This is a genomic window from Rhodococcus sp. 05-339-2, from assembly GCF_002258965.1.
Taxonomy (GTDB): domain Bacteria; phylum Actinomycetota; class Actinomycetes; order Mycobacteriales; family Mycobacteriaceae; genus Rhodococcoides.
In genome coordinates this window covers 25663-45521 of record NZ_NOYW01000008.1, presented here as the reverse complement: position 1 = coordinate 45521, position 19859 = coordinate 25663, and the positions used below count along the sequence as shown (strand labels likewise).

At 64.8% G+C, this 19859-nt stretch carries 20 protein-coding genes; 7 read left to right on the top strand and 13 right to left on the bottom strand.

Features of this window, described 5'->3' with window-relative positions; translation table 11 throughout:
* Window positions 1-18: 18 nt before the first annotated feature.
* From CH273_RS06410 to CH273_RS06390, 5 genes are read right to left on the bottom strand one after another with little or no spacing between them, the layout of a single operon-like run.
* Window positions 19-384: a hypothetical protein gene (locus tag CH273_RS06410; protein ID WP_143546181.1), complete on the bottom strand. Its 366-nt coding sequence runs from the start codon at window positions 382-384 to the stop codon at window positions 19-21.
* Between the two features lie 23 nt (window positions 385-407).
* A complete protein-coding gene (locus tag CH273_RS06405; RefSeq protein ID WP_032397171.1) occupies window positions 408-1394 on the bottom strand; it encodes an inorganic phosphate transporter in 987 nt (328 codons plus the stop codon).
* A gap of 7 nt (window positions 1395-1401) precedes the next feature.
* Complete coding sequence (locus tag CH273_RS06400; protein ID WP_032397172.1) at window positions 1402-2019, bottom strand: DUF47 domain-containing protein; 618 nt, start codon at window positions 2017-2019, stop codon at window positions 1402-1404.
* 25 nt (window positions 2020-2044) lie between these two features.
* Window positions 2045-2962 carry a polyphosphate polymerase domain-containing protein gene (locus CH273_RS06395; RefSeq protein ID WP_032397173.1) on the bottom strand — a complete coding sequence of 306 codons (918 nt, stop codon included), beginning with the start codon at window positions 2960-2962 and terminating at the stop codon, window positions 2045-2047.
* 15 nt (window positions 2963-2977) lie between these two features.
* Window positions 2978-3826: a hypothetical protein gene (locus CH273_RS06390; RefSeq protein ID WP_143546180.1), complete on the bottom strand. Its 849-nt coding sequence runs from the start codon at window positions 3824-3826 to the stop codon at window positions 2978-2980.
* Between the two features lie 87 nt (window positions 3827-3913).
* On the opposite strand from CH273_RS06390, the gene CH273_RS27600 reads away from it, so the two are divergent.
* A complete protein-coding gene (locus CH273_RS27600; RefSeq protein WP_155290818.1) occupies window positions 3914-4081 on the top strand; it encodes an RNA-binding S4 domain-containing protein in 168 nt (55 codons plus the stop codon).
* Between the two features lie 11 nt (window positions 4082-4092).
* On the opposite strand, the gene CH273_RS06385 is transcribed toward CH273_RS27600, so the two are convergent.
* From CH273_RS06385 to CH273_RS06375, 3 genes are all read right to left on the bottom strand, one after another.
* Window positions 4093-5787, bottom strand: a complete 1695-nt coding sequence (locus tag CH273_RS06385) for a CotH kinase family protein (protein ID WP_442981393.1) — start codon at window positions 5785-5787, stop codon at window positions 4093-4095.
* Window positions 5788-5789: 2 nt separating this feature from the next.
* Window positions 5790-6467 carry a DUF4956 domain-containing protein gene (locus CH273_RS06380; RefSeq protein WP_032397174.1) on the bottom strand — a complete coding sequence of 226 codons (678 nt, stop codon included), beginning with the start codon at window positions 6465-6467 and terminating at the stop codon, window positions 5790-5792.
* 322 nt (window positions 6468-6789) lie between these two features.
* Window positions 6790-7383: a TetR/AcrR family transcriptional regulator gene (locus CH273_RS06375; protein WP_032397175.1), complete on the bottom strand. Its 594-nt coding sequence runs from the start codon at window positions 7381-7383 to the stop codon at window positions 6790-6792.
* Between the two features lie 156 nt (window positions 7384-7539).
* Here CH273_RS06375 and CH273_RS06370 point away from each other — a divergent pair, with 156 nt between their 5' ends.
* The 3 genes from CH273_RS06370 to CH273_RS06360 are packed head-to-tail and all read left to right on the top strand — an operon-like array spanning window position 7540 to window position 11485.
* Window positions 7540-9813, top strand: coding sequence for a putative bifunctional diguanylate cyclase/phosphodiesterase (locus tag CH273_RS06370; protein WP_032397176.1), 2274 nt, complete (start codon window positions 7540-7542; stop codon window positions 9811-9813).
* 11 nt (window positions 9814-9824) lie between these two features.
* On the top strand, window positions 9825-10445 hold the full coding sequence (gene bluB / locus CH273_RS06365; protein WP_179273151.1) for a 5,6-dimethylbenzimidazole synthase: 621 nt from the start codon (window positions 9825-9827) through the stop codon (window positions 10443-10445).
* Between the two features lie 14 nt (window positions 10446-10459).
* Complete coding sequence (locus tag CH273_RS06360; protein ID WP_230596972.1) at window positions 10460-11485, top strand: NHL repeat-containing protein; 1026 nt, start codon at window positions 10460-10462, stop codon at window positions 11483-11485.
* 3 nt (window positions 11486-11488) lie between these two features.
* On the opposite strand, the gene CH273_RS06355 is transcribed toward CH273_RS06360, so the two are convergent.
* The 4 genes from CH273_RS06355 to CH273_RS06340 all read right to left on the bottom strand — a co-directional run bounded on the left by CH273_RS06355 (window position 11489) and on the right by CH273_RS06340 (window position 13926).
* Window positions 11489-12001 carry a DUF427 domain-containing protein gene (locus CH273_RS06355; RefSeq protein ID WP_032397179.1) on the bottom strand — a complete coding sequence of 171 codons (513 nt, stop codon included), beginning with the start codon at window positions 11999-12001 and terminating at the stop codon, window positions 11489-11491.
* A gap of 22 nt (window positions 12002-12023) precedes the next feature.
* Window positions 12024-12743 (bottom strand): DUF2637 domain-containing protein, encoded by a 720-nt coding sequence (locus tag CH273_RS06350; RefSeq protein ID WP_032397180.1) that lies wholly within the window; start codon window positions 12741-12743, stop codon window positions 12024-12026.
* 200 nt (window positions 12744-12943) lie between these two features.
* Window positions 12944-13246 (bottom strand): WhiB family transcriptional regulator, encoded by a 303-nt coding sequence (locus CH273_RS06345; protein ID WP_032397411.1) that lies wholly within the window; start codon window positions 13244-13246, stop codon window positions 12944-12946.
* Between the two features lie 119 nt (window positions 13247-13365).
* A complete protein-coding gene (locus tag CH273_RS06340; protein ID WP_032397181.1) occupies window positions 13366-13926 on the bottom strand; it encodes a gluconokinase in 561 nt (186 codons plus the stop codon).
* Window positions 13927-14006: 80 nt separating this feature from the next.
* Between CH273_RS06340 and CH273_RS06335 the strand changes: the two genes are divergently transcribed.
* On the top strand, window positions 14007-14750 hold the full coding sequence (locus tag CH273_RS06335; protein ID WP_032397182.1) for a FadR/GntR family transcriptional regulator: 744 nt from the start codon (window positions 14007-14009) through the stop codon (window positions 14748-14750).
* A 59-nt stretch (window positions 14751-14809) separates the two neighbouring features.
* Complete coding sequence (otsB, locus tag CH273_RS06330; RefSeq protein ID WP_032397183.1) at window positions 14810-17362, top strand: trehalose-phosphatase; 2553 nt, start codon at window positions 14810-14812, stop codon at window positions 17360-17362.
* 166 nt (window positions 17363-17528) lie between these two features.
* Here the strand turns inward: otsB and CH273_RS06325 are convergent, their stop codons facing one another.
* The gene (locus tag CH273_RS06325; protein WP_032397184.1) at window positions 17529-18635 is read right to left on the bottom strand and encodes a LacI family DNA-binding transcriptional regulator; all 1107 of its coding nucleotides are present in this window, start codon (window positions 18633-18635) and stop codon (window positions 17529-17531) included.
* A gap of 141 nt (window positions 18636-18776) precedes the next feature.
* Here CH273_RS06325 and CH273_RS06320 point away from each other — a divergent pair, with 141 nt between their 5' ends.
* Complete coding sequence (locus tag CH273_RS06320; protein WP_052050006.1) at window positions 18777-19814, top strand: metal ABC transporter solute-binding protein, Zn/Mn family; 1038 nt, start codon at window positions 18777-18779, stop codon at window positions 19812-19814.
* Window positions 19815-19859: the final 45 nt, after the last annotated feature.

Sequence of the window (19859 nt, the reverse complement as noted above, 5' to 3'; positions counted from 1 at the left end):
ACCGACACCGCACCCGACTCAGCGGCAGACGTGCTCCTCCGCGGCCTGCACGATCGGCTCGGCCCAGGGTTCGCCGGTCCCCTTCTCGTAGGTTGCTCCCAGAGAATCGGTCACTTCTGCGACGGCTTCCTCCTCCGTGAGTCCCTGTTGGGCGCGGGTCTCGCAGAAGCCGGGGATGTAGATACCGAGCGCGAACACCTCGTTGACGGTCGTTCCGATGCCCTGCTCGTAGAGGTCGTCGAACAGTGCGGCCATTCCCGGGGTCTCGAGAAATCCGTCCCGCGCCTCCTGAACATCACGCGACACATCGCTCCCTGCGCCGGAGGACGTCAGCTCGTAGCTGCAGCCGGCGGTCAACGCCACCACGCACAGTGCAGCACTCACCGATGTCCGACCTGCTCGCGACTTCACAGGACCACCCCCGCAACCACGTAGGTCAGCGCGGCGACAGCTGCCGCCGCGGGCAGCGTGGTGACCCACGCCGCGAGCATGTTTCCGGCCGTTCCCCAACGCACGGCCGTCGTGCGCTTGGTCGCCCCGACGCCCATGATCGCCGACGAAATGACATGCGTCGTCGATACCGGTGCTCCCAGTCCGATCGAGGCCACGTAGAGAACCGCGGATGCGGTCGCCTCGGCCGCGAAGCCCTGGGGTGGGTCGAGTTCGATGATCTTGCGGCCGAGGGTGCGCATGATCCGCATTCCTCCGGTCGCTGTTCCGACCGCCAGCACCGTCGCGGTGAGGAAATAGCACCACAGAGGAATCGTGTAGTCGGCCTGATGACCCGACACCACCAGTGCCAGAACCACGATGCCCATCGTCTTGGCCGCATCCTGCATACCGTGCCCGAAGGCCATGGCTGCGGCCGAGCATGTCTGAGCTCGCCGGAATCCGCGGCTGGTGGCACTGGGAGACGAGCGGCGGAACATCCACAGAATGGCCACCATCGCGGCACTTCCGAGCGCGAAACCGACTGCAGGAGAAACGATCATCGGCAGGATCACCTTGGTCGCGACGCCTCCCCACAGCACTGTCATTCCGCCTGCGAGTGCAGCTCCCACCATGCCGCCGACCAATGCGTGCGAGGACGAGGACGGCAACCCGAACCACCACGTGATCAGATTCCAGGCGATGGCACCGACCAGGGCGCACCCGACCACGAGCAATGCGTCGGATCCGACATCGAGGGCGATGATTCCCTCGCCGACCGTCGAGGCGACCTTCGCACCGAAGAAGGAGCCGAGCAGGTTTCCCACCGCGGCCATGAGCAGAGCCGAACGCAGTGTGAGTGCACGCGTGGACACCGACGTCGCGATGGCATTGGCCGAATCGTGAAAGCCGTTGGTGAAGGTGAACGCCATCGCCAGAGTGATGACAAGAACGAGTGCTACCACCGCGCACTCACGTCTCTTTCAACACGATGGATTCGATGACGTGCGCGACTTTTTCGAAAGCGTCTGCGGCATCTTCGAGTTCGTCGCCCACTCCCTTGAGTTTCATCACGGTCAACGCGTCGAAACGGCCATCGAACAGATCCGCCAGGAATGTCCGATAGGCATGGTCGGCCCGGTTCTCGAGCTCGTTGATCTCGATCCAGTAGCGCTCGAGATCCTTCATCGACGCCAGCCGCGGCATGGCTTCCGCAGTGACTTTCGCCGACCGGTCGAGGATGTCGATCATGTCGTGCATGTGCGGGGTGAGTCGGTCGATCCGGTAGAGCGAGAGCAGATGAGTCGCCGCTTCCATGTGGTCCATCACGTCGTCGAGACTCGAACCCAGGACGTAGATGTCGGTGCGATCGAACGGGGTGATGAAACTCGAATTCAGGGTGCGGAACAGGTCGTGAGTGATGCTGTCTGCTTCGTGCTCGAGATCGACCATGCGCCGTGCAACAGCATCGATCTCCGGTGCGGATTCGAGCAGTTCGGTCAACGTCTTGGCTCCGGTGGCCAGCAGTTGAGCCGAGGAGTTGAACAGGTCGTAGAACAGAACGGACTTGGGCTTGAAGCGTGCGAACATCGTGCGGCTCCTAGGGGTGAGTCGGCTACCGGCGAGCGCCGGCGTATGGCTCGAGTAGATCCGACGGCACGCGATGGTCGGCATCGGCGGGAAGCACGAGTTCGGGTGCACCGGCGCGTGATCGGGGTGCCATTCCGAATGCCTCGATGGACTGGCAGTACTTCGAGACGCGAATGACGGACATGTTCATGCGAGCCGTCATATCGGTCACCCAGTACGGAACCCGCTCGTTGGCCTTGATCTCCAGGATGGCGAGCTTGGGCGGAATGATGAACCGATTCTCGGCACCGGAGTCGAAGCGGAAGTCGCGGTCGCGTCCGTGCACCTTGTGATCGATGGTGACCCGAAGCCCCAGATCGGCCTCGCGTCCGACGTACGCCTCGCGTAGATAGCCGGTCGTCACCATCGGACGCAGGTCGAGATTGGCGATCAACGTACTGACCTCGTTGACGAACGGGCGTTGACTCGGGTCGCAGTCGATCTCCTCACGTCCGTTCAACCACCGCTGAGAAACGTCGTAGGGCAACGAGATTCGACGCTTCTGGGTGACTCTGTTGACGCGTTGCTTGATCTCGATCTGCACCGGTGTGTCGTCCGTGCATTCGGACGGTGCCCCGTACAGGCGCACCCGAACCTTGCGTCGGAACTTCAGGCCCTCGATCTTCTCCCAGTAGAACCGCAGGTCGGTGGTGTCGTAGTACAGCGAGGTGACCGGGTAACCGCCCTTCGGCGAGAACGGATCGGTGTCCATCCGCGCCGTGAGCTCTTCACGGACCTGAGCGACGTCTGCCTCGGCGACGAAGTACTTGATCTCGTACCGGTTGAACGAGTGCAGCTTGCTTGCGGTCTGCTGGTAACCGGTGGGCTCGGTGGTCAGGTCTTCCGGCGAGGCACCCTGCTTCTCCAGTGCGGCCTTGGGTCGAAATTTGTCGAACAGACTCATGAGGATTCCTTCTTCCTACGAACGGTGGAACGGAGCGAGCACTACGGCGGGCAGTTCGGCAGCTCCGTCGGCCTCGGACGCGAGCAGCAGTTCACCCGCGTCGGTGAAGGCGACGGCCTCGCCCTGTGGTTGATCGGGGCCCTCGACAACACCGGTGGGAGCGCCCGAGAATGCCGCGGCCACATCGCCGTCGGCGATATCGAAGACGAACAGATCCTTCTTCGTTCGCAGTGCCCCCACAGTGGCATCGGCATCGACGGCCGCCCCGGTGATCGGCCTGCTCGATCCATCCGGTGCCGTCGCCGACACCGTTCCATTGCGAGCAAGATCGATCAATTGCGGAGAGGCGGTGACGGATTCGGCGCTGCTGTATATCGCCGCGGACGCGCCGCCCGAGGCCTTGGTGATCAACACCGGTTGCCCGCTGGGCGTCAGAGCGAACGCCTCGACGTCGTGTGCGCGGTCCGGGTAGCGCAGAGAGACGGAGGTCCGCCGATCGGACCGAACATCGACGCCGATCAGCGTGACGCTGTCGCGGTCGCTGTCGTTGTCACCGGTGTCGGCGAGCCACACGATCCCCGCACGATCGACGGCCATGTCCTCGACGTCGACCGTCTCGACCCCGACCTCGACCCACCTCGTGACCTCGCAGGCACGGTCGAGCACCGCCAGCCGGTCGTCGCTGCCGCGGTCTCCGATCGCGTATCCGGTATCGCCCGTCCACGCCAGGCCCGAGAGCTCGGACAGTCCCGGATCGGTCGGAGTACACCAGGTCTCGAATGCTGCCGTCGACTCCGGTTGGGTCACCCCGCACGACGCGAGCACCGAGACACCGATCCCACATGCGGCGACAGTCCGAACCACGCGCCGATTCCTGTTGTTCACCCACGCGTCGCCTGACCGCCACGCGAACGAGCGGCGATCGTCACCACCCGGGAGCAACACCGGCTCATGAACGGTCGAACCTCTGTTCCGGAGTTGCTGGTGGCCACGGGTACGGCGCGCACGCTCGCGCAGGCCGCCTCCTTCGTGATGGAGGGCATGGTCCTGCTCAACGGACTGCCGCTGCGCGACCCCCGCCGCGAGGTTTCCCCGGCGGACACCCTGACCCTGCGCTGACCGCCGGGGCATCACGACGATCCCGTGACAACAGGATCGTCGGCGAGTGCGTCGATTCGGATCTGCAGCCGTGACTTCAATTCCGTAGCATCCGCGTCGATGTCCTCCTGGGAAAGACCGGCCGACGTGGGAACGGACGCGGCGACCTCGTCGACGATGTCGAGTACCCGGCCACTGGCCCACAACTCGTCGTAGATCGTGCGGAACGCAGTGTCGTACTCGTCGGTGAACTCCGTCGAGTCCAAGAACATGTCCTTGAGCGAATTACCCAGCATGGGGCCACCTTCGGGCATGCCCCCGCCTTCCGGGAGCTCCATTCCCTCCGGTGGGGTGAAGCCCTCGGGCAGCTGCGGCATGCCACCGCCTGCCCCTCCGCCACCGGGAATCATCGAGACTTCGTCGTGGGCCCCGGCGGTGGAATCGGAATTCAGAGCCAGATTGAGATCCCACGACACGACGGAGAACTTCTTCGTGTCCAGGTCGTAGTAGAGGTAGAAGTTCTTTCCCGGTCCGCCCATGTCGTCGCCGTTGCCCAGCAAGTTCTGCAGTGCAAGATAATTCGCCAGCGAGTCGACGTCGACGTAGTCGGCCAGATGCGCATCGAACTCGGCCTGGTCTACACCGTCGAGCCACTTCAACAGCGTGATGATCGGTTGCAGGTCCGCTGTCCCGCGGGCATTGATCTGGGTGAACTGCTCTGCATAGGTGGTCTGATCGTCACCCTGATACGTGAAGCTCGCATTCGCTCCGGTCTTGTACAACACCCCGTCGCCGTCCTCCAGAGAATTGGCGTAGTCGTCATCGGGAGCGACGACCACCAGTCGCGTCGTCTCGGCCGAGTCGTTCACCGAGTACGTGGTGTAGGTGAAGTCCTGGGTCGGCTGGTCCGAAGCGTCGGTGATCGCAAGAGAGACCGACTCGTTCAACGCCGGAGTGTACGGCCGCAGCGAGAGCGTGGTGTGACCCTGATACGCCCGCCCCTCGGAGTACTCGGCGAAGTCGATCAGAAACGGAAGATCCTCGGGCGCATCGAAACTGAGCGGTTCACCGAACACAGCCATCCCGGCTCCCCCGGGCATTCCCCCGCCCTCGGGCATCGCCGCACCCTCGAGCATGGCTGCACCCTCGGGCATGGCTGCGCCGTCCGGCATCGCCGCACCCTCGGGCATGGCTGCGCCGTCCGGCATGGCTGCGCCCTCAGGCATTGCCGCGGCGTTCGCTGGGGGTGCTGCGCGGTCCGCGCCGGCGTTGCCACCACCGCGTCCCGGCATCGTGCCGTCATCGTTGCTCAGCGAACTCAGCGTCGAGTTGCCCTTCAGTCGAATACCGACGTCCGAGATCAGAGTCCCGTCGATGGTGATGTCGGCGGGTACCGATTCCTTGACACCCTCGTTCTGGAACGAGTCCTTCAGGGTCTGGTAGTCACCGGCATCGATATCGAGCGAAATCGAATGCGACACAGTGGGATCGAAGAGGTCGACCGCGCCCTGGACGTTCTCGGTGATCTCCGACGCGATGACGGTTGCATCGCCGGTGATGTACGGGCGGATCCGGGTCGACCCGAACACGGTCGCCATCACCACGACGAACACCAGGAGCGTGGCAGCGATCTTCCAGTGCTGCCGCACCGTCCGAGGAATTCGATGGATCAACCTCCTTCGCAGGGTCGTCGGAGCGGAGGGAAAGTTCGTGTTCGGGTCGGCCACGATCAGATATCCGTCTGGTCGTATCCGGTGAGTACCGAAACCCGTTGTCCGGTATTGACCTCACTGAGGGCAGCGATCAACTCACCGGGCTTCTTGCCGGACCGCAGTTGTGCGGTGAAATACAGCTCGGTCAGTGCGCCCGATCTCACCGATTCGGTACTGACAAGCTCGAACTCCTTGCAGTACTTGATCAGTACGTCTTCGACCAGATCGGTGTAATCGGCGTCGGGTGGCACCTGAACCTTGACGACCTGACGCTGCACATCGAGCTTGAACCAGTCGAACTTGCTCATCACCACCATCACCAGGCAGATCGCGAACGTTGCCGCGATCGCCAACACGTAGAAGCGAGTTCCCGTGGCCATGCCGATCGCCATCACGAGGAAGATGAAGCCGACGTCGCGAGTTTCCTTGATGGCGTTGCGGAATCGGACGACGGACAAAGCACCGACGAGGGCGAACGCCCGTGCCACGTTCGATCCGACGACCAGCATGATCAGGCTGATGACCATGCCCACCGTGACGAGAGTTTGTACGTAGGACTGGCTGTACGAGACGTTCTTGTGGGTGAGTCGATAGACCCAGCCGATGATGGCCGACAGGACGAACGACAGTGTCAGAGACACCACGATGTCGAACGTCGAGAACGTTCCGCTCAGGTCTTGAATGTTGAAATTCATCGCATTCCGATCGAGTTGTATCGAATTTCGCACTGGCTACCCGGGGGTGGTTCTGCCCGCGCACCGGCGTAATCCTCGCTGTTTACCGTTTGTTCGGATGCCGTTAACCATAGAGACATTCGGTCCGGAAATTCCATACAGGAAGCTGGCAGTTTCCTGCCAATTCAGCCGTGAAAAGCCTGGCAGCACGCAGTCGATCCACGACGAATACCCGACATCCACTTCGGACGTCGGGGAGGGTCATATTTTCTTATCATGTTGCAGTGCAACAGTTTCGATTGTTCACTGCAGGCAACGTAACTCCGACCGAACAGGCTCGCGATCAGCGAGTCTCCGAGCGCAGGGCCGGCAGAATGACCTCGTCGATGATTCGGGTTCGGTATTCCGAATCCAAAGGCTTGGCATCGGTCAATGGCCCCGTCATGATCGCGCTGAAAACCATGTATTGCAGAAAATCGGCAGCGGGCGGTCTGGTCGACAATTCCCCCCGCTCCACCGCACGCATGACGACCGATTCGAGGAATCGAGCCTCGGGTTCGAGGAACGTTCTCCGCACCGCTGCCGCCAACTGTTCGTCGACCATCACCGCATGGTGGATCGCCGCAGCGAAACGTTGATCGTGCTCCGCCCCCTCGGACACCCGGTGCATCAGCTCGAGCAGATCTCCACGAAGGTCGCCGGTATCGATGCCGACGAACGGCGGGGGGCCCACCGATTCGATGGCAGCGACCACCAGCTCGGCCTTGCTCGACCACCTCCGATAGAGGGTGGCTTTGCTGCACTGCGCTCGTTCGGCAACCAGGTCCATCGACAGCGAGTCGTAACCGACCTCCCCGAGACAGAGCAGCGCAGCGTCGAGAAACTCGCCCTCGCGCTCCACACTCACCCTCGACCGACGTGGGGCGTCGCCGTTCATCCGTGCCCCCTTATCGAATCGAAACAGTTTCGTACCGATAATCGATCGTAGCGCTGAGGCATACTTCTGTCACGGGACGCGAGTGCAGGTGACCTACATCACGTCAGTGTGACATTGTTGAAGCCGTCGGATCGGCGTGAACGGCTGGAGAAAATCGTGACGGCCTGGTGGCGGTGGTACGCAGCGCTCGGCGCAGTCGGCTGCGTCGTCTACTTCCTCGTCCCCACGATCGTCTGGGCTCAGTCGGTCTTCGTACTCGTCGGAGCGTCCGCCGTCGCTGCCACCGTGATCGGTACCAGGATGCACCGGCCCGCCAACCGCAGAGCCTGGCTGGCCATCGCCACCGGAACCGCACTGTGGGTGCTCGGCGACATCGTGTTCGAGTGGATCCACGTCACTCGCGGCAGCGTGCCGTATCCCTCGATCGCCGATGCGCTGTACCTCGTCGGCTATCCGATCTACGGTTTCGGCCTGTTTCTGCTGGCCCGCCACAAGTGGCGGGCCAGTGAGCGTGGGCATGTCGCCAACAGTGCCATCATCATGGTGGCCTTCGGACTGCTCACCTGGGTCTTCGCCGTCCAGCCGACGCTCGGCGCGGAAGGAATCTCCGGATTGGGCGGACTCGTCGACGTCGCGTACCCCGCGATGGACATCTTCCTGCTCGGACTGTTGGCCCACTTCGTCGGATCACGGCAATGGCGAGCGCTGTCCTACCGACTGCTCACCTGCGCCGTGTTGTTGCTCGTCGTCACCGACACCGTCAACAACTTCGCGATCATGCCCGCGTCCTCGTCCCAGCGGTCGCTGTTCGACGTCGGATGGACCCTGTCCTACGTCCTGATCGGCGTCGCCGCCCTGCACCCGTCGATGCGCCGCATCACCAACCCGAACATCGAATCCGACGCCCATCTGATGGCGTCGTTCACCACCCCCACTGTCGTCGTGCTCACTGCGGCCACATTGACCGCACCGATCGTCATGTTCATCGAAGTCGTTCGCGACGAACCGATCGAGCAGTGGGGTTGGGCAGTTCTGCTCTGTGCCGGAGCGTTGGTGATCCTGGTGGTGTTTCGCATCACCGACCTGTTGCGGTTGCTGCACACTCAAACGGTGCAGTTGCGTGCAGTCGCCGACACCGATCACCTCACCGGGTTGGCCAATTTGCGCGCCCTGGAACATCAGGTCTGGAGCAATGCCGGCGGATCGACATTGCTGACCGTCGATATCGATCGTTTCAAAGAGATCAACGACACGTTCGGGCGCGGCTTGGGCGACCGGGTTCTCGTGGTGGTCGCCGACCGCCTACGAAGCATCGTCGACGACTCGATTCTGTTGGCACGCTTGGCCGGTGACGAGTTCGCGCTGTGCGGGCCGGCGGAATCGATGGACCCGGCCGCGTTGGCCGAGGAGATTCAACAGCAATTCGCCACGCCTTTCGAGGTGGAGAACATGACTCTGCTCATCGAGGCGAGCGTCGGTGTCGCGTCGAACTCTCCGGCTACCGAGGGCGACGAGGAGACCACACCGGATCGCCTCGTGCAGCGCGCCGACCTCGCCGTCCAGACGGCGAAAGCCGCTCAGTCGCGCATTGCGTACTACGACCGATCGATGGACCGGGACAAGAGCGAGCAACTCATCATGCTCGGCGAGCTCACCACAGCACTCGAATCGGACCAGCTGCGGCTGCACTACCAGCCTCAGGTCGACCTCAGGACGATGAGCGTCGTCGGCGTGGAAGCACTGCTGCGGTGGCATCACCCGAACGGCAACGTTTTGTCCCCCAGCGCATTTCTGCCCACCGCCGAACGTACCGGACTGATCCGGCCGCTGACGAACTACGTTCTCACGCACGCCCTCGCCCAACGCAGGCAATGGCTGGCCGACGGTCTCGACCTGAGCATCGCTGTCAACATCTCGACTCGAAATCTGTTCGACGACACCTTGATCGAGCAGGTGTGCACGGCGCTGACCGAATTCGACTGTCCTCCGTGGCGATTGACGGTGGAAGTCACCGAGACCTCGGCGATGACCGACCCGGTGGGCGCGACGGAGAAGCTGTCGATTCTGCACGCGATGGGTGTGCAGGTCGCCATCGACGACTACGGCACGGGCTACAGCTCACTTGCCTACATCGAGCGGTTGCCGGTCCAGGAGTTGAAGATCGATCGCGCCTTCATCGCCGGCATGGCACACAATCCCGCGCACGCCGCCATCGTGCGCTCGACCGTCGAACTGGCCCGTACTCTGGGATTGTCGGTGACGGCAGAGGGCGTGGAGGACGAGATGACGATGACGGCGCTGCGTGAGCTCCGGTGCGGTCGGGCACAAGGTTTCCACCTCGGCCGGCCCACCTCGGCAGATCGACTGCCCGCCCTCGTCGCCGAGCTCGACGAACGTCTGAGAAGTGTTACAGGAGAACGGATATCATGACCGAGGCAGCCCTGTCGGTGTATGCAGCCATTCGATCTCGCCGCGACGTTCGCGCCGAGTTCGACGGAACCGTCGTCGACGACGAGACGCTGCGCCGCATCCTCGGTGCCGCGCATCAGGCCCCGAGCGTCGGCAACACCCAACCCTGGGACTTCGTGATCGTCCGCAAGCCCGATACCCTGAGCGCCTTCGCCGCCCACGTGGCCGGCTGCCGACAGGACTTCGCGGACAAGCTCGATGCCGAACGCCGAAAGACGTTCGACCCCATCCGTATCGAGGGAATCGAGACGAGCGGAACCGGGGTGGTGGTCACCTACGATCCGGGCCGTGGAGGTCGGCACGTCCTCGGCCGCGACACCGTCGACGACACCGGATTGTTCTCCGCCGTACTGGCCATCGAAAATCTCTGGCTCGCAGCGATAGCCGAGAACGTCGGCGTCGGCTGGGTCTCCTTCTACGACGAGGCTTATCTCACCGAACTGCTCGACATCCCCGCACCGGTTCGCCCCATCGCGTGGCTGTGTGTGGGTCCGGTCGAATCGTTCCAGGAGGTTCCCGATCTGGAGCGCTTCGGGTGGCGCACCCGCCGTCCTCTCGACGACGCCCTGCACTTCGAGCAGTACCGCCGATGATGCGGGCATGCCTGGTGACGGTTGCGACCGCGCTCCTGTTGGTGACCGGCTGCTCTGCCGACACTGTCGACGAAACCAATCCTCCCGCAACGACTCCGGCGGCCGAGCCGGCACAGGCCCCGGACTCGGCCGACCCGATCGGAACCGTCGTCGCCCTTCCTGGTGCTCCCGAGGGTGTCGTGGTTGGCTCGTCCGGCATCGCAGCTGCCGGGGTACGTGAGCCCGACGGCGTGGTGCTGTTCGATGCGGCCACCGGTGTCGTGCGCCAGATGGTCGCGACGACGGGTGCACCGCGCCATCTCTCGCTCGCGGGTCCCGACGGCCCGGTGTTGGTTCCGCTCGAAGGCAGTGACGAACTGCTCGAGATCTCACTCGACGACGGCGCGATCCTGTCCACCGCCACGGGGGTGGGCCGTCAACCACACGACGCCGTGCAGACCTCCGACGGCACCATCGTGGCCACCAACGAAATGGGTGGCGGAGTGATCTTCCTCCGCGACGGGTCGGTGGTGTCGGAGCTTCCGCCCGGGCCCGTCCAACCCGGTGGAGTCGCCGCTCTCGGTCCCTACGCTGCCGTCGCGGACGTGCAGGGCAACGGAGTGTGGGTCTACGACGGTGCGACGCGCCAGGAGGTGGCGCAGGCTCCGATCGGGGTCAAGCTCACGCACGCGGTGACGGTGAATCAGACGGTGGCCGGGTTCGCCGACACCGACGGCGGCACGGTCCTTCTCGCCTCGGTCGACACCGCCGGAGGCATTCGCCAGATCGCGTCGATCGATGCGCCCGGCAACCCGTACGGGCTCGCCGTCGATCCCGAACGCCGGCTGCTGTTCGTGACGCTGACAGCGTCGAATCTCCTGCGGGTGGTCGACGTGTCCGATCCAGCCGCTCCTCGGACTCTGGGCGACGTTCCGACGGTGACGCAGGCCAATTCCGTCGCCGTCGATCCGCGCACCGGGGACGTGCTGGTGACCGGTAGCGACCCCGGTGCGGCGAGTTCGATTCAGATCATCACCCGCGCAGAGTTGCCCGACGGTTAGACCTCACCACCCGTAGGAGCCGGGGATTCCCTTGAACGGCCCGACGACATCGTCGGTGATCCAGCCCTCGTAGAACCCGCCTTCCTGTGGTCGCACGGCCTCACCGTCGATCTCGCATTCGACGCGGCTCGGCGAGAAGGCGAGGTAGCCGGCGATGTCGACGAACCGTGGCGTCGGGTTCTCGTAACTCCACGCCGCCGCCGGTGCCACGGCGTCGCCTCCGTGCACATCCCAGTACGTGGCCGCACCCTTCCACTCGCAGTGCGTCGAGCGGGCGTCCGAGGGCGTAAGCGCACCCGGGACCACGTCCGAAGGTGAGATATACCAGGTCGGTGGGTGGCTCGTCTCGAGCACTCGGTACGCGGCGGTGGTGCGGGCGATCACCTGACCGCCGAGACGGACTACCAGCGATCGGTTGGAGGACTCGAGCCGCGGTGGGCGGGGGTAATCCCACACCGACTCCTGGCCCGGCTTCGGCTTCTCGGGAACGACGGATCTCGGCAAGTTCTGACTCATCCTTCGATGGTGCCACCGGATGTCACGGAGCGTCGACGGGATAGAGATCGTCCACTCGTTCCTCGTCGAGAATCCATCGATCCACCTCGTCGAGAGGCTCGACCGTGCGCACCGAGGTGACGGGAGATTCGGGCACGGATTGCTCGACGCGGACCGGCTGGATGTACTCCGGCTCGGGGTGGACCGGCTCGACGCGCTTCGTCGGTGCGGGTGCCGGCGTCTCGGGGGTGGTGAGTTCGGGCGCAGGTGTCGCCGGTTCGGCTCTCGGTGCGAAGGCCACCTCGTCGACGACGGGTTGTTCGTCGGCGATGCCTGCGGTCTTCGGCAGTTCCGCCGGTACCCGAACGAGGATGCCGAGTCCGTGGGTCGCGGCCAACAGGCTCACTGGGGCGACGGTCGCAATGGCCGCCGACAGGGCCGGATGCAGCGTGCCGGCGTCGGAGATGAAGGCGTGCATGGCATTTGCGCCGATACTGACCAGAGCGGCCGTGATCAGCACGCCCCAGAAGAAGCGTCGACCACTGCGTTGCTCCTCGAATTGAGCGAGCGCGATGACGGAGATGGTGGCCTGCAGAATGGTGCCGTCGACGATCACCGGCCACAGCCAGGACAGTGAGCGTGGAACGCCTGCCATCGTGGCGAGATCCCACAGTGCGGCGAAACTCAGCACGAACGACGCGATTCCGATGACGGTGGTGATGACGACCGCACTGACGAGCGTCGCACGCAGGACCTTGTTCATGGGTCGTCATGGAACACGAGACCACCGACAAGTTCGGTCGAGTCCGCGACGGTCAGGGCTCGAAGGCACCGCGAACCAGTCCCCGCAAACGCGCGCGCGTTTGCCAGCAGCACGCGTAATTGCCATGTGCGCGTTGACAATTACGACCGCGTTCGGCACATGCGCGCGCGTCTGCAGCGCACCCGTATGCCCCGGCGGGATCAAGCGGTCCGGATGGCTCCGCGGTAGAAGTCGGCGCGATCGTGCGCGGACATTCCGCCCCACACGCCGTAGGGCTCGTTGGCCTCCAGTGCGTGCTGGCGACATTGTTCGAGTACCGGGCAGCGGCCGCAGACCTGCTTCGCGGACTTCTCGCGCGAGGTGCGGGCGCGACCTCGCTCGCCTTCGGGGTGGAAGAACACGGACGAGTCCAGTCCGCGACACAGACCGTCGAGTTGCCAATCCCAGACATCGGCGTTGGGAACGGGAAGTTGGACCGGCCTGGCGGGTGCGCCTCGCACCATGAGCTGTCTCCTCACTGAAAAGTGAACAAGCTCACTATCTCGCATTCGTCGTACTTTTACAAGTTCTTTTGTCCATTCGTAGTACTTAAAAGCAAGCGCGCTTGCTTGAAACCCGGCGATCAGTGACTCTCCGACATCCCGGCCCGCGTCTCGAGTTCGACGAGGATGCGCTCGGCGATCTTGGTCGGGGGCGGACCGATGTCGACGACGATGGCGTTCTCGTCGTCACCCAGCGGCTCGAGGGTCGAGATCTGGGTGTCGAGCAGCGACGACGGCATGAAGTGGTCCATCCGCGCGTTGAGGCGACCGCTGATCCGATCCTTCGTTCCGGCCAGGTGCACGAAGATCACTTCCGCCCCCTCCCTCGACCCGGCCGCCAGCACGTCCCGATACGTCCGCTTGAGCGCCGAGCACGTCACGATCCCCGATCGCCCCGTGGTGGTGTGGTCGGTGATCCATTCCGCGATCACGTCCAGCCACGGCCATCTGTCCTCGTCGGTCAGCGGCTGACCCGACGCCATCTTGGCCACGTTGGCGTCCGGGTGCAGGTCGTCGCCCTCCTGCAGGTCCCATTTCAGTGCACCTGCGAGGATGCCCGCCACCGTGGACTTGCCCGATCCGGACACTCCCATCACCACGAGTACCGGATGATGTGCTCTACCTGTCGTCTGCGATGCCATCCCTCGATACTGCTCCATCGCGCCCGCCTGGATCGGACAGACGCGAGAAACCGGGCAACCCGTGGGACGATCGACCGGACATGAGCGAGACCAACGACTTCCGCCAACTGCACGATTCGGTGCTCGACGAGCTCGGGCGCGACATCGTCAGCGGCGCGATCCCGAGCGGGACCCGCATCTCGGCAGACGACGTCGCCGTGCGGTTCACCGTGTCGCGGACCGTCGTGCGGGAAGTCGTGCGCGTTCTCGAGTCGCTGGGGTTGCTCACGGTGCGTCGTCGCGTCGGCATCACCGTGCAGGGCTCGGAGAACTGGAACTCACTCGACCCGGTGGTGATCCGCTGGCAACTGGCCGGGCCGGCTCGCGCCGAACAATTGCTACTGCTCAGCGAATTGCGTTCGGGGATCGAACCTTTGGCAGCCAAGCTGGCCGCCCACCGAGCGACACCCGAGCAATGCGGAGCGTTGACCGCCGCCGTCATCGGAATGTCGTCGACGTCGAGAGCAGCCGACTCCGAGGCCTACCTCGAACACGACTGCAATTTTCATCGCACGTTGCTCGCGGCGTCGGGCAATCCGATGTTGCGATCGATGTCCGACATCGTGGTCGAGGTACTCGCCGGACGTACCCGCCATGCCCTGATGTCGAGGCAGGCCGACCCGGAGGCAATTCGTCTGCACGGGGTGGTCGCCTCGTCGATCCAGTCCGGTGACGCCGACGCCGCACAGCGAGCCATGTTGGCCATCGTCACCAAGTCAGCAGCATCGATGTCGGCGGCCTCGGGTGTGACGCCGTCGCCCGGTCTGGTGCCCGACCAGCAGTGATACACCGAGCGCACAAAGCCAGGTACGCCGAGGCGGGGTTCATCGCCTAGATTCGACGGGTGACTGCTCTCGAATTGCCGCTCGAACTTCGCCGCGCACTCGTTGGAGTAGCTCGGACTCCGCGTCTGCTCGTCGCGTCCGATTACGACGGCACCATGGCGCCGATCGTCTCCGACCCGCAGAAGGCGTTCCCACACCCCGAGTCGGTCAGCGCCATGCGGGGGCTCGCTTCCCTGGCCGGAACCAACGCCGCCGTCATCTCCGGACGCGCCCTGCGTGATCTCGCGATCCTCTCGCGGCTGCCGTCCGAGGTGCAGCTGGTGGGCAGCCACGGCAGCGAGTTCGACGCCGGGTTCGTCAACGCCATCGACGACAACGCAAAGAAGCTCCTCACCGTCATCACCGGCGAACTGCAGGCCATCGCCGACGCCCATCCAGGCGTGAGTATCGAGACCAAGCCGGCCAGCGTCGCGTTGCACGTCCGCAACGCCGGGACCGCCGCAGGCGACGAGGCACTCGCGGCCGTGCGATCCGGCGCGGCTGCGCGGGACGGGGTGCAGGTCACCGAGGGCAAGTCCGTCATCGAGTTGGCGGTCATCGTCACCGACAAGGGCGTCGCGCTCGACATTCTTCGCCACCAGGAAGCCGCTACTGCCGCAGTCTTTTTCGGCGACGACGTCACCGACGAGAAGGCGTTCGGACACCTGCACGGGCCGGACATCGGCGTCAAGATCGGGCCGGGAGACACCCTGGCGGAGTTCCGCATCGACAGCACCGAGCAGGTCGCGCTCGCCCTGGCATTTCTGCTCGAAGAGCGACGCCAGTGGCTCTCGGGAGCCGACGCCCCGCGTATCGAGCGACTGACGATGTTGGCCAGCCCCAATGCCGTTGCACTGCTGACCCCCGACGCCGACGTCACCTGGCTGTGTCACCCCGAACCCGATTCAGCAGCGGTGTTCGCGCACCTGCTCGGCGGCGATCAGGCCGGTCACTTCAGCGTCGGACCCACCCGTACATCGTTGCCGCTGAGCCAGCAATACGTGGACGGCACGATGACGGTGCAGACCAAGTGGGCCAGCCTGCAGGTCACCGACTACCTGCCGCACGACGTCGGCCAGGGTCAGACCGCTCTGACCCGAGTCATCACCGGCAAGGCCACCGCCGTGGTCACCTTCGCGCCGCGTCCGGAGTTCGGAAAGGCCTGGGCGTCACTGGAACCCGACGTCGACGGCCTACGCGTCCTCGGTACCGCGGATCCGATGGTGCTGCGTAGCCCCGGCGTCGTCTGGAACATCGTCTCCGATGGATCCCAGCAAACCGCGCACGCCGAGGTCGATCCCTCCAACGGACCCATCGTTCTCGAATTGCGGCTCGGAACGGATGATCTGAGCGAGCACCCGTGGGCCGAGGTGGAGCGTCGTCGGGCATCGGAGGCGTACTGGAAGGACTGGGCCGACGGCCTGGATCTGCCGCCGCTCAAGCGCGATCTGATGAAGCGATCGGCACTGACTCTGCGCGGTCTGGTGCACGCCGAGTCCGGTTCGATCATGGCGGCCGCCACCACTTCGCTACCCGAAGATATCGGCGGAGTGCGCAACTGGGACTACCGCTACTGCTGGCTGCGCGACGCGGCGCTGACGGCGGCAGCACTGGTCGACGTCGGCTCGACGGCCGAGGCCGAGAACTACCTGTCCTGGATCCACGGAGTACTCGAGTCGGTGTCGGGTCCCGAACGCCTGCACCCGCTGTACACCATCTGGGGCCTCGGCCTGCCACCCGAGGCCGTCATCGACGAGCTGCCCGGTTACGCCGGTTCGCGTCCGGTACGGGTGGGAAATGCTGCCAACCAACAGGTTCAGCTCGACGTGTTCGGCCCCATCGTCGAACTGGTGTCCGCCCTCGCCCATGCACGCAAGGCCGCAGGATCGGAACACGTTCTCTCCGAAGATGACTGGGAACTCGTCCGCGCCATGGTCGAAGCCGTCGAACGTCGCTGGTTCGAACCCGACCACGGTATCTGGGAGATCCGCGACAACCCCCGCCACCACGTCTACTCCAAGGTGATGGGCTGGATCACCGTCGATCGCGCCATCCGACTCGCCGAAACATTCGGCCGTGCGACGGAACCCGGCTGGGCACCTCTGCGCGAGACCATCCGAGAGGAAGTACTCGCCAACGGCTGGAACGAGGAGGTGCAGTCCTTCACCGCCGCGTACGACGGCACCGACCTCGACGCCGCAACCCTGTTCATCGGGCTGTCCGGACTGATCGACCCGGCCGACCCGCGCTTCGCGGCCACCGTCACCGCCACCGAAGCCGAACTGCGCAGCGGCTCGACCGTCTACCGCTACCGCCACGACGACGGACTCCCCGGCGGCGAAGGCGGCTTCCACCTGTGCGCGGCCTGGCTGGTGGAGGCATATCTTCTGGTGGGACAGCGCGCCGAAGCCGAAGCCCTGTTCGCCCAACTCGTCAGCGCCGCAGGCCCCACCGGACTGCTCAGTGAGGAATACGACCCCATCGCCGAACGATCCCTCGGCAACCATCCCCAGGCCTACAGTCACCTCGGTCTGCTGCGCTGCGCGAGATTGCTCAGCGCCCAGCCTGCTTGACCCCCGCCCCGCCGCACCGCGTCAATGGACCATTGCATACGTCTGAGCCGTGCAATGGTCCATTCACCCACCGGGGTCCGCTGCGTGAATGGCACATTGCATACGTCTGAGGCGTGCAATGGTCCATTGACGCGAAGGCGAGCGGAGCGAGCGGCGGCGGCGAAGGTCAGGCGATTGCGGGCGGTTGTTCCGGCGGCGGTCCAGCGGTTCGGCCGCGGAAGAGTTCGGTCGGCAGGGTTTCGGCGGCGACGATGCCCGAGTGCGAGGACGAGAGCACCAGTTTGCCCGCTCGACGGCCTTTTTCCTCGGCGTCCTGGCGCACGGTGGTGAGGTTCTCGCGGATGGCGTCGGAGATGCCGTCGAATCCGGTGACCGAGAGTTGGCTCGGCACATCGATTCCGGAGACTCTGGCGAAGTTGAGTGCGCCGAGGGCGATGACATCGGTGGTGCAGAGCAGCGCAGTGGTCTCGCGGTTTGCCTGGAGGGCTTGGGCGGCGGCGGAGTGGCCGGAGCGCACGGTGTGGTCGAAGCGTTCGACGACGGTGAGGATGTCCGGGTCGAGTCCGGCGTCGATCATCGCGGCTTGGACTCCGGCGATGCGTTCACGCTGGACGTGGAAGTGACTGTCCGCCAACCGTCCCGGGGGTACGACGCCGTCGCGACGGTCGCGTCCGAGCCGCATGCACAGGACCGCGAGGTGCTCGTGTCCCTGCGAGATCAGATGTGCGGCAAGCATTTTCATTGCGCCCCGGTCGTCGATGGCGACGAGGGCGGCTTCGGGGATGTTGCGGGGTTGGTCGCAGACGACGATCGGCAGATGACGTTCGCGAACCGCGGCGAGGTACGGGTCGTCGTCGGCGACGGAGTAGACGACGAACCCGTCGACTCCGGCCTGTTGCACGACGGCGGCGGCCTGCACGTCGTCGCGTTCGGCACCGGCGGGGATGAGCAGTAGTCCCTGTCCGGCGGCCTCGCAGGATTCGGCGAGTCCGGCGAGGAAGCTCATCGCGGCGGGGTCGCGGAAGGAGTAGCTCAGCGCCTCGGTGAGGAGCAGTCCGATGGCGCCGGCCTTGCGGGTGCGCAGTGATCGCGCGACCGGGTCGGGGCCCGCGTAGCCGCGGCGCTTGGCGGCCTGGAGGACGCGTTCGCGAAGTTCGGGGGAGAGCTGATCGGGTCGGTTGTAGGCGTTCGAGACGGTGGTGCGCGATACCTTCAGCTCGGCTGCGATCGACGCCAACGTCGCTTGACGTCGCGGTTCGCTCGACCTGGCCATAACCGGGACGTTAGTCCCACAACGCACCGCAGAGAAACTCGAGGTCGCCTTCGTCCGATTCGAACAAAGGCCAATCGAACGCTAGAGTACAACGGTAACGGTTTCCATTAGCGTCAAGCCTTGCCCTTCAGGAGTACATCGATGTCGTCCATCCGTCGCGCGTCCCGGACCAAACTCACGGCCGCACTCGGCCTGACCTGCGCCGCAGCCCTCACGCTCAGCGCATGCAGCTCGACCGACTCCGCGAGCACCGAGTCTGCCCCGGCCACCCCCGTCGACGGACCGATCACGATCGTCGCGTCGACGAACGTCTGGGGAAGCGTCGCGGAGGCAGTGGCGGGCAACCTGGCCACAGTGACCTCGCTCATCTCCGATCCCTCTGCCGATCCGCACTCCTACGAGGCCAGCCCGGCCGACGCCGCTGCCGTCGCCGAGGCGTCGCTCGTGGTCTACAACGGCGGCGGCTACGACCAGTTCATCGAGGACATCCTCGGATCCGAGGGCAAGGACGTGCCGTCGGTCGATGCGTACACCCTGCTCGACGAGAGCCACGATCACGAGTCCGAGCCCACCTCCGGCGACGCGACGGCCGAAGCAGAGGCAGAGGCAGAGGCAGAGGCGGCGGACGATCACGGCCATTCGCACGGCGAGGTCAACGAACACGTCTGGTACAACGCAGAGGTCGCAGCGCACACCGCCGAGGAGATCGCCGACAAGCTCGGTCAGCTCGACCCCGACAACGCTGCGCAGTACACCGCCAACGCCGAGACGTTCCACGAGCAGGTACACGGCATCACCGACGTGACGGCGAAGATCGCTGCCGATCACCCGGGCGCACCGGTGGCGCAGACCGAGCCGATCGCGCACTACCTGATCGAGGAATCCGAACTCGACGATCGCACTCCCGAGGACTTCAAGGACTCCATCGAGGAGGGCAACGACCCGTCGCCCGCTTCGATCGCCGCGACGCGTGATCTGTTCACCTCGAAGTCCGTCCGCGCTCTGATCTACAACATCCAGACCGAAGATGCTGTGACGCAGGATATTCGCTCCACGAGCGAGGCCGCGGGCATCCCCGTCGTCGAGGTCACCGAGACTCTGCCCGCCGGGATGACGTACATCGAGTGGCAGACCAAGGCAGCGACGGATCTGCAGGCCGCCCTCGCAACGGCCCCTTGAGTCGATCCGACTCCTGATCTCGGACCGGCTGATGGAAAGCTGTAG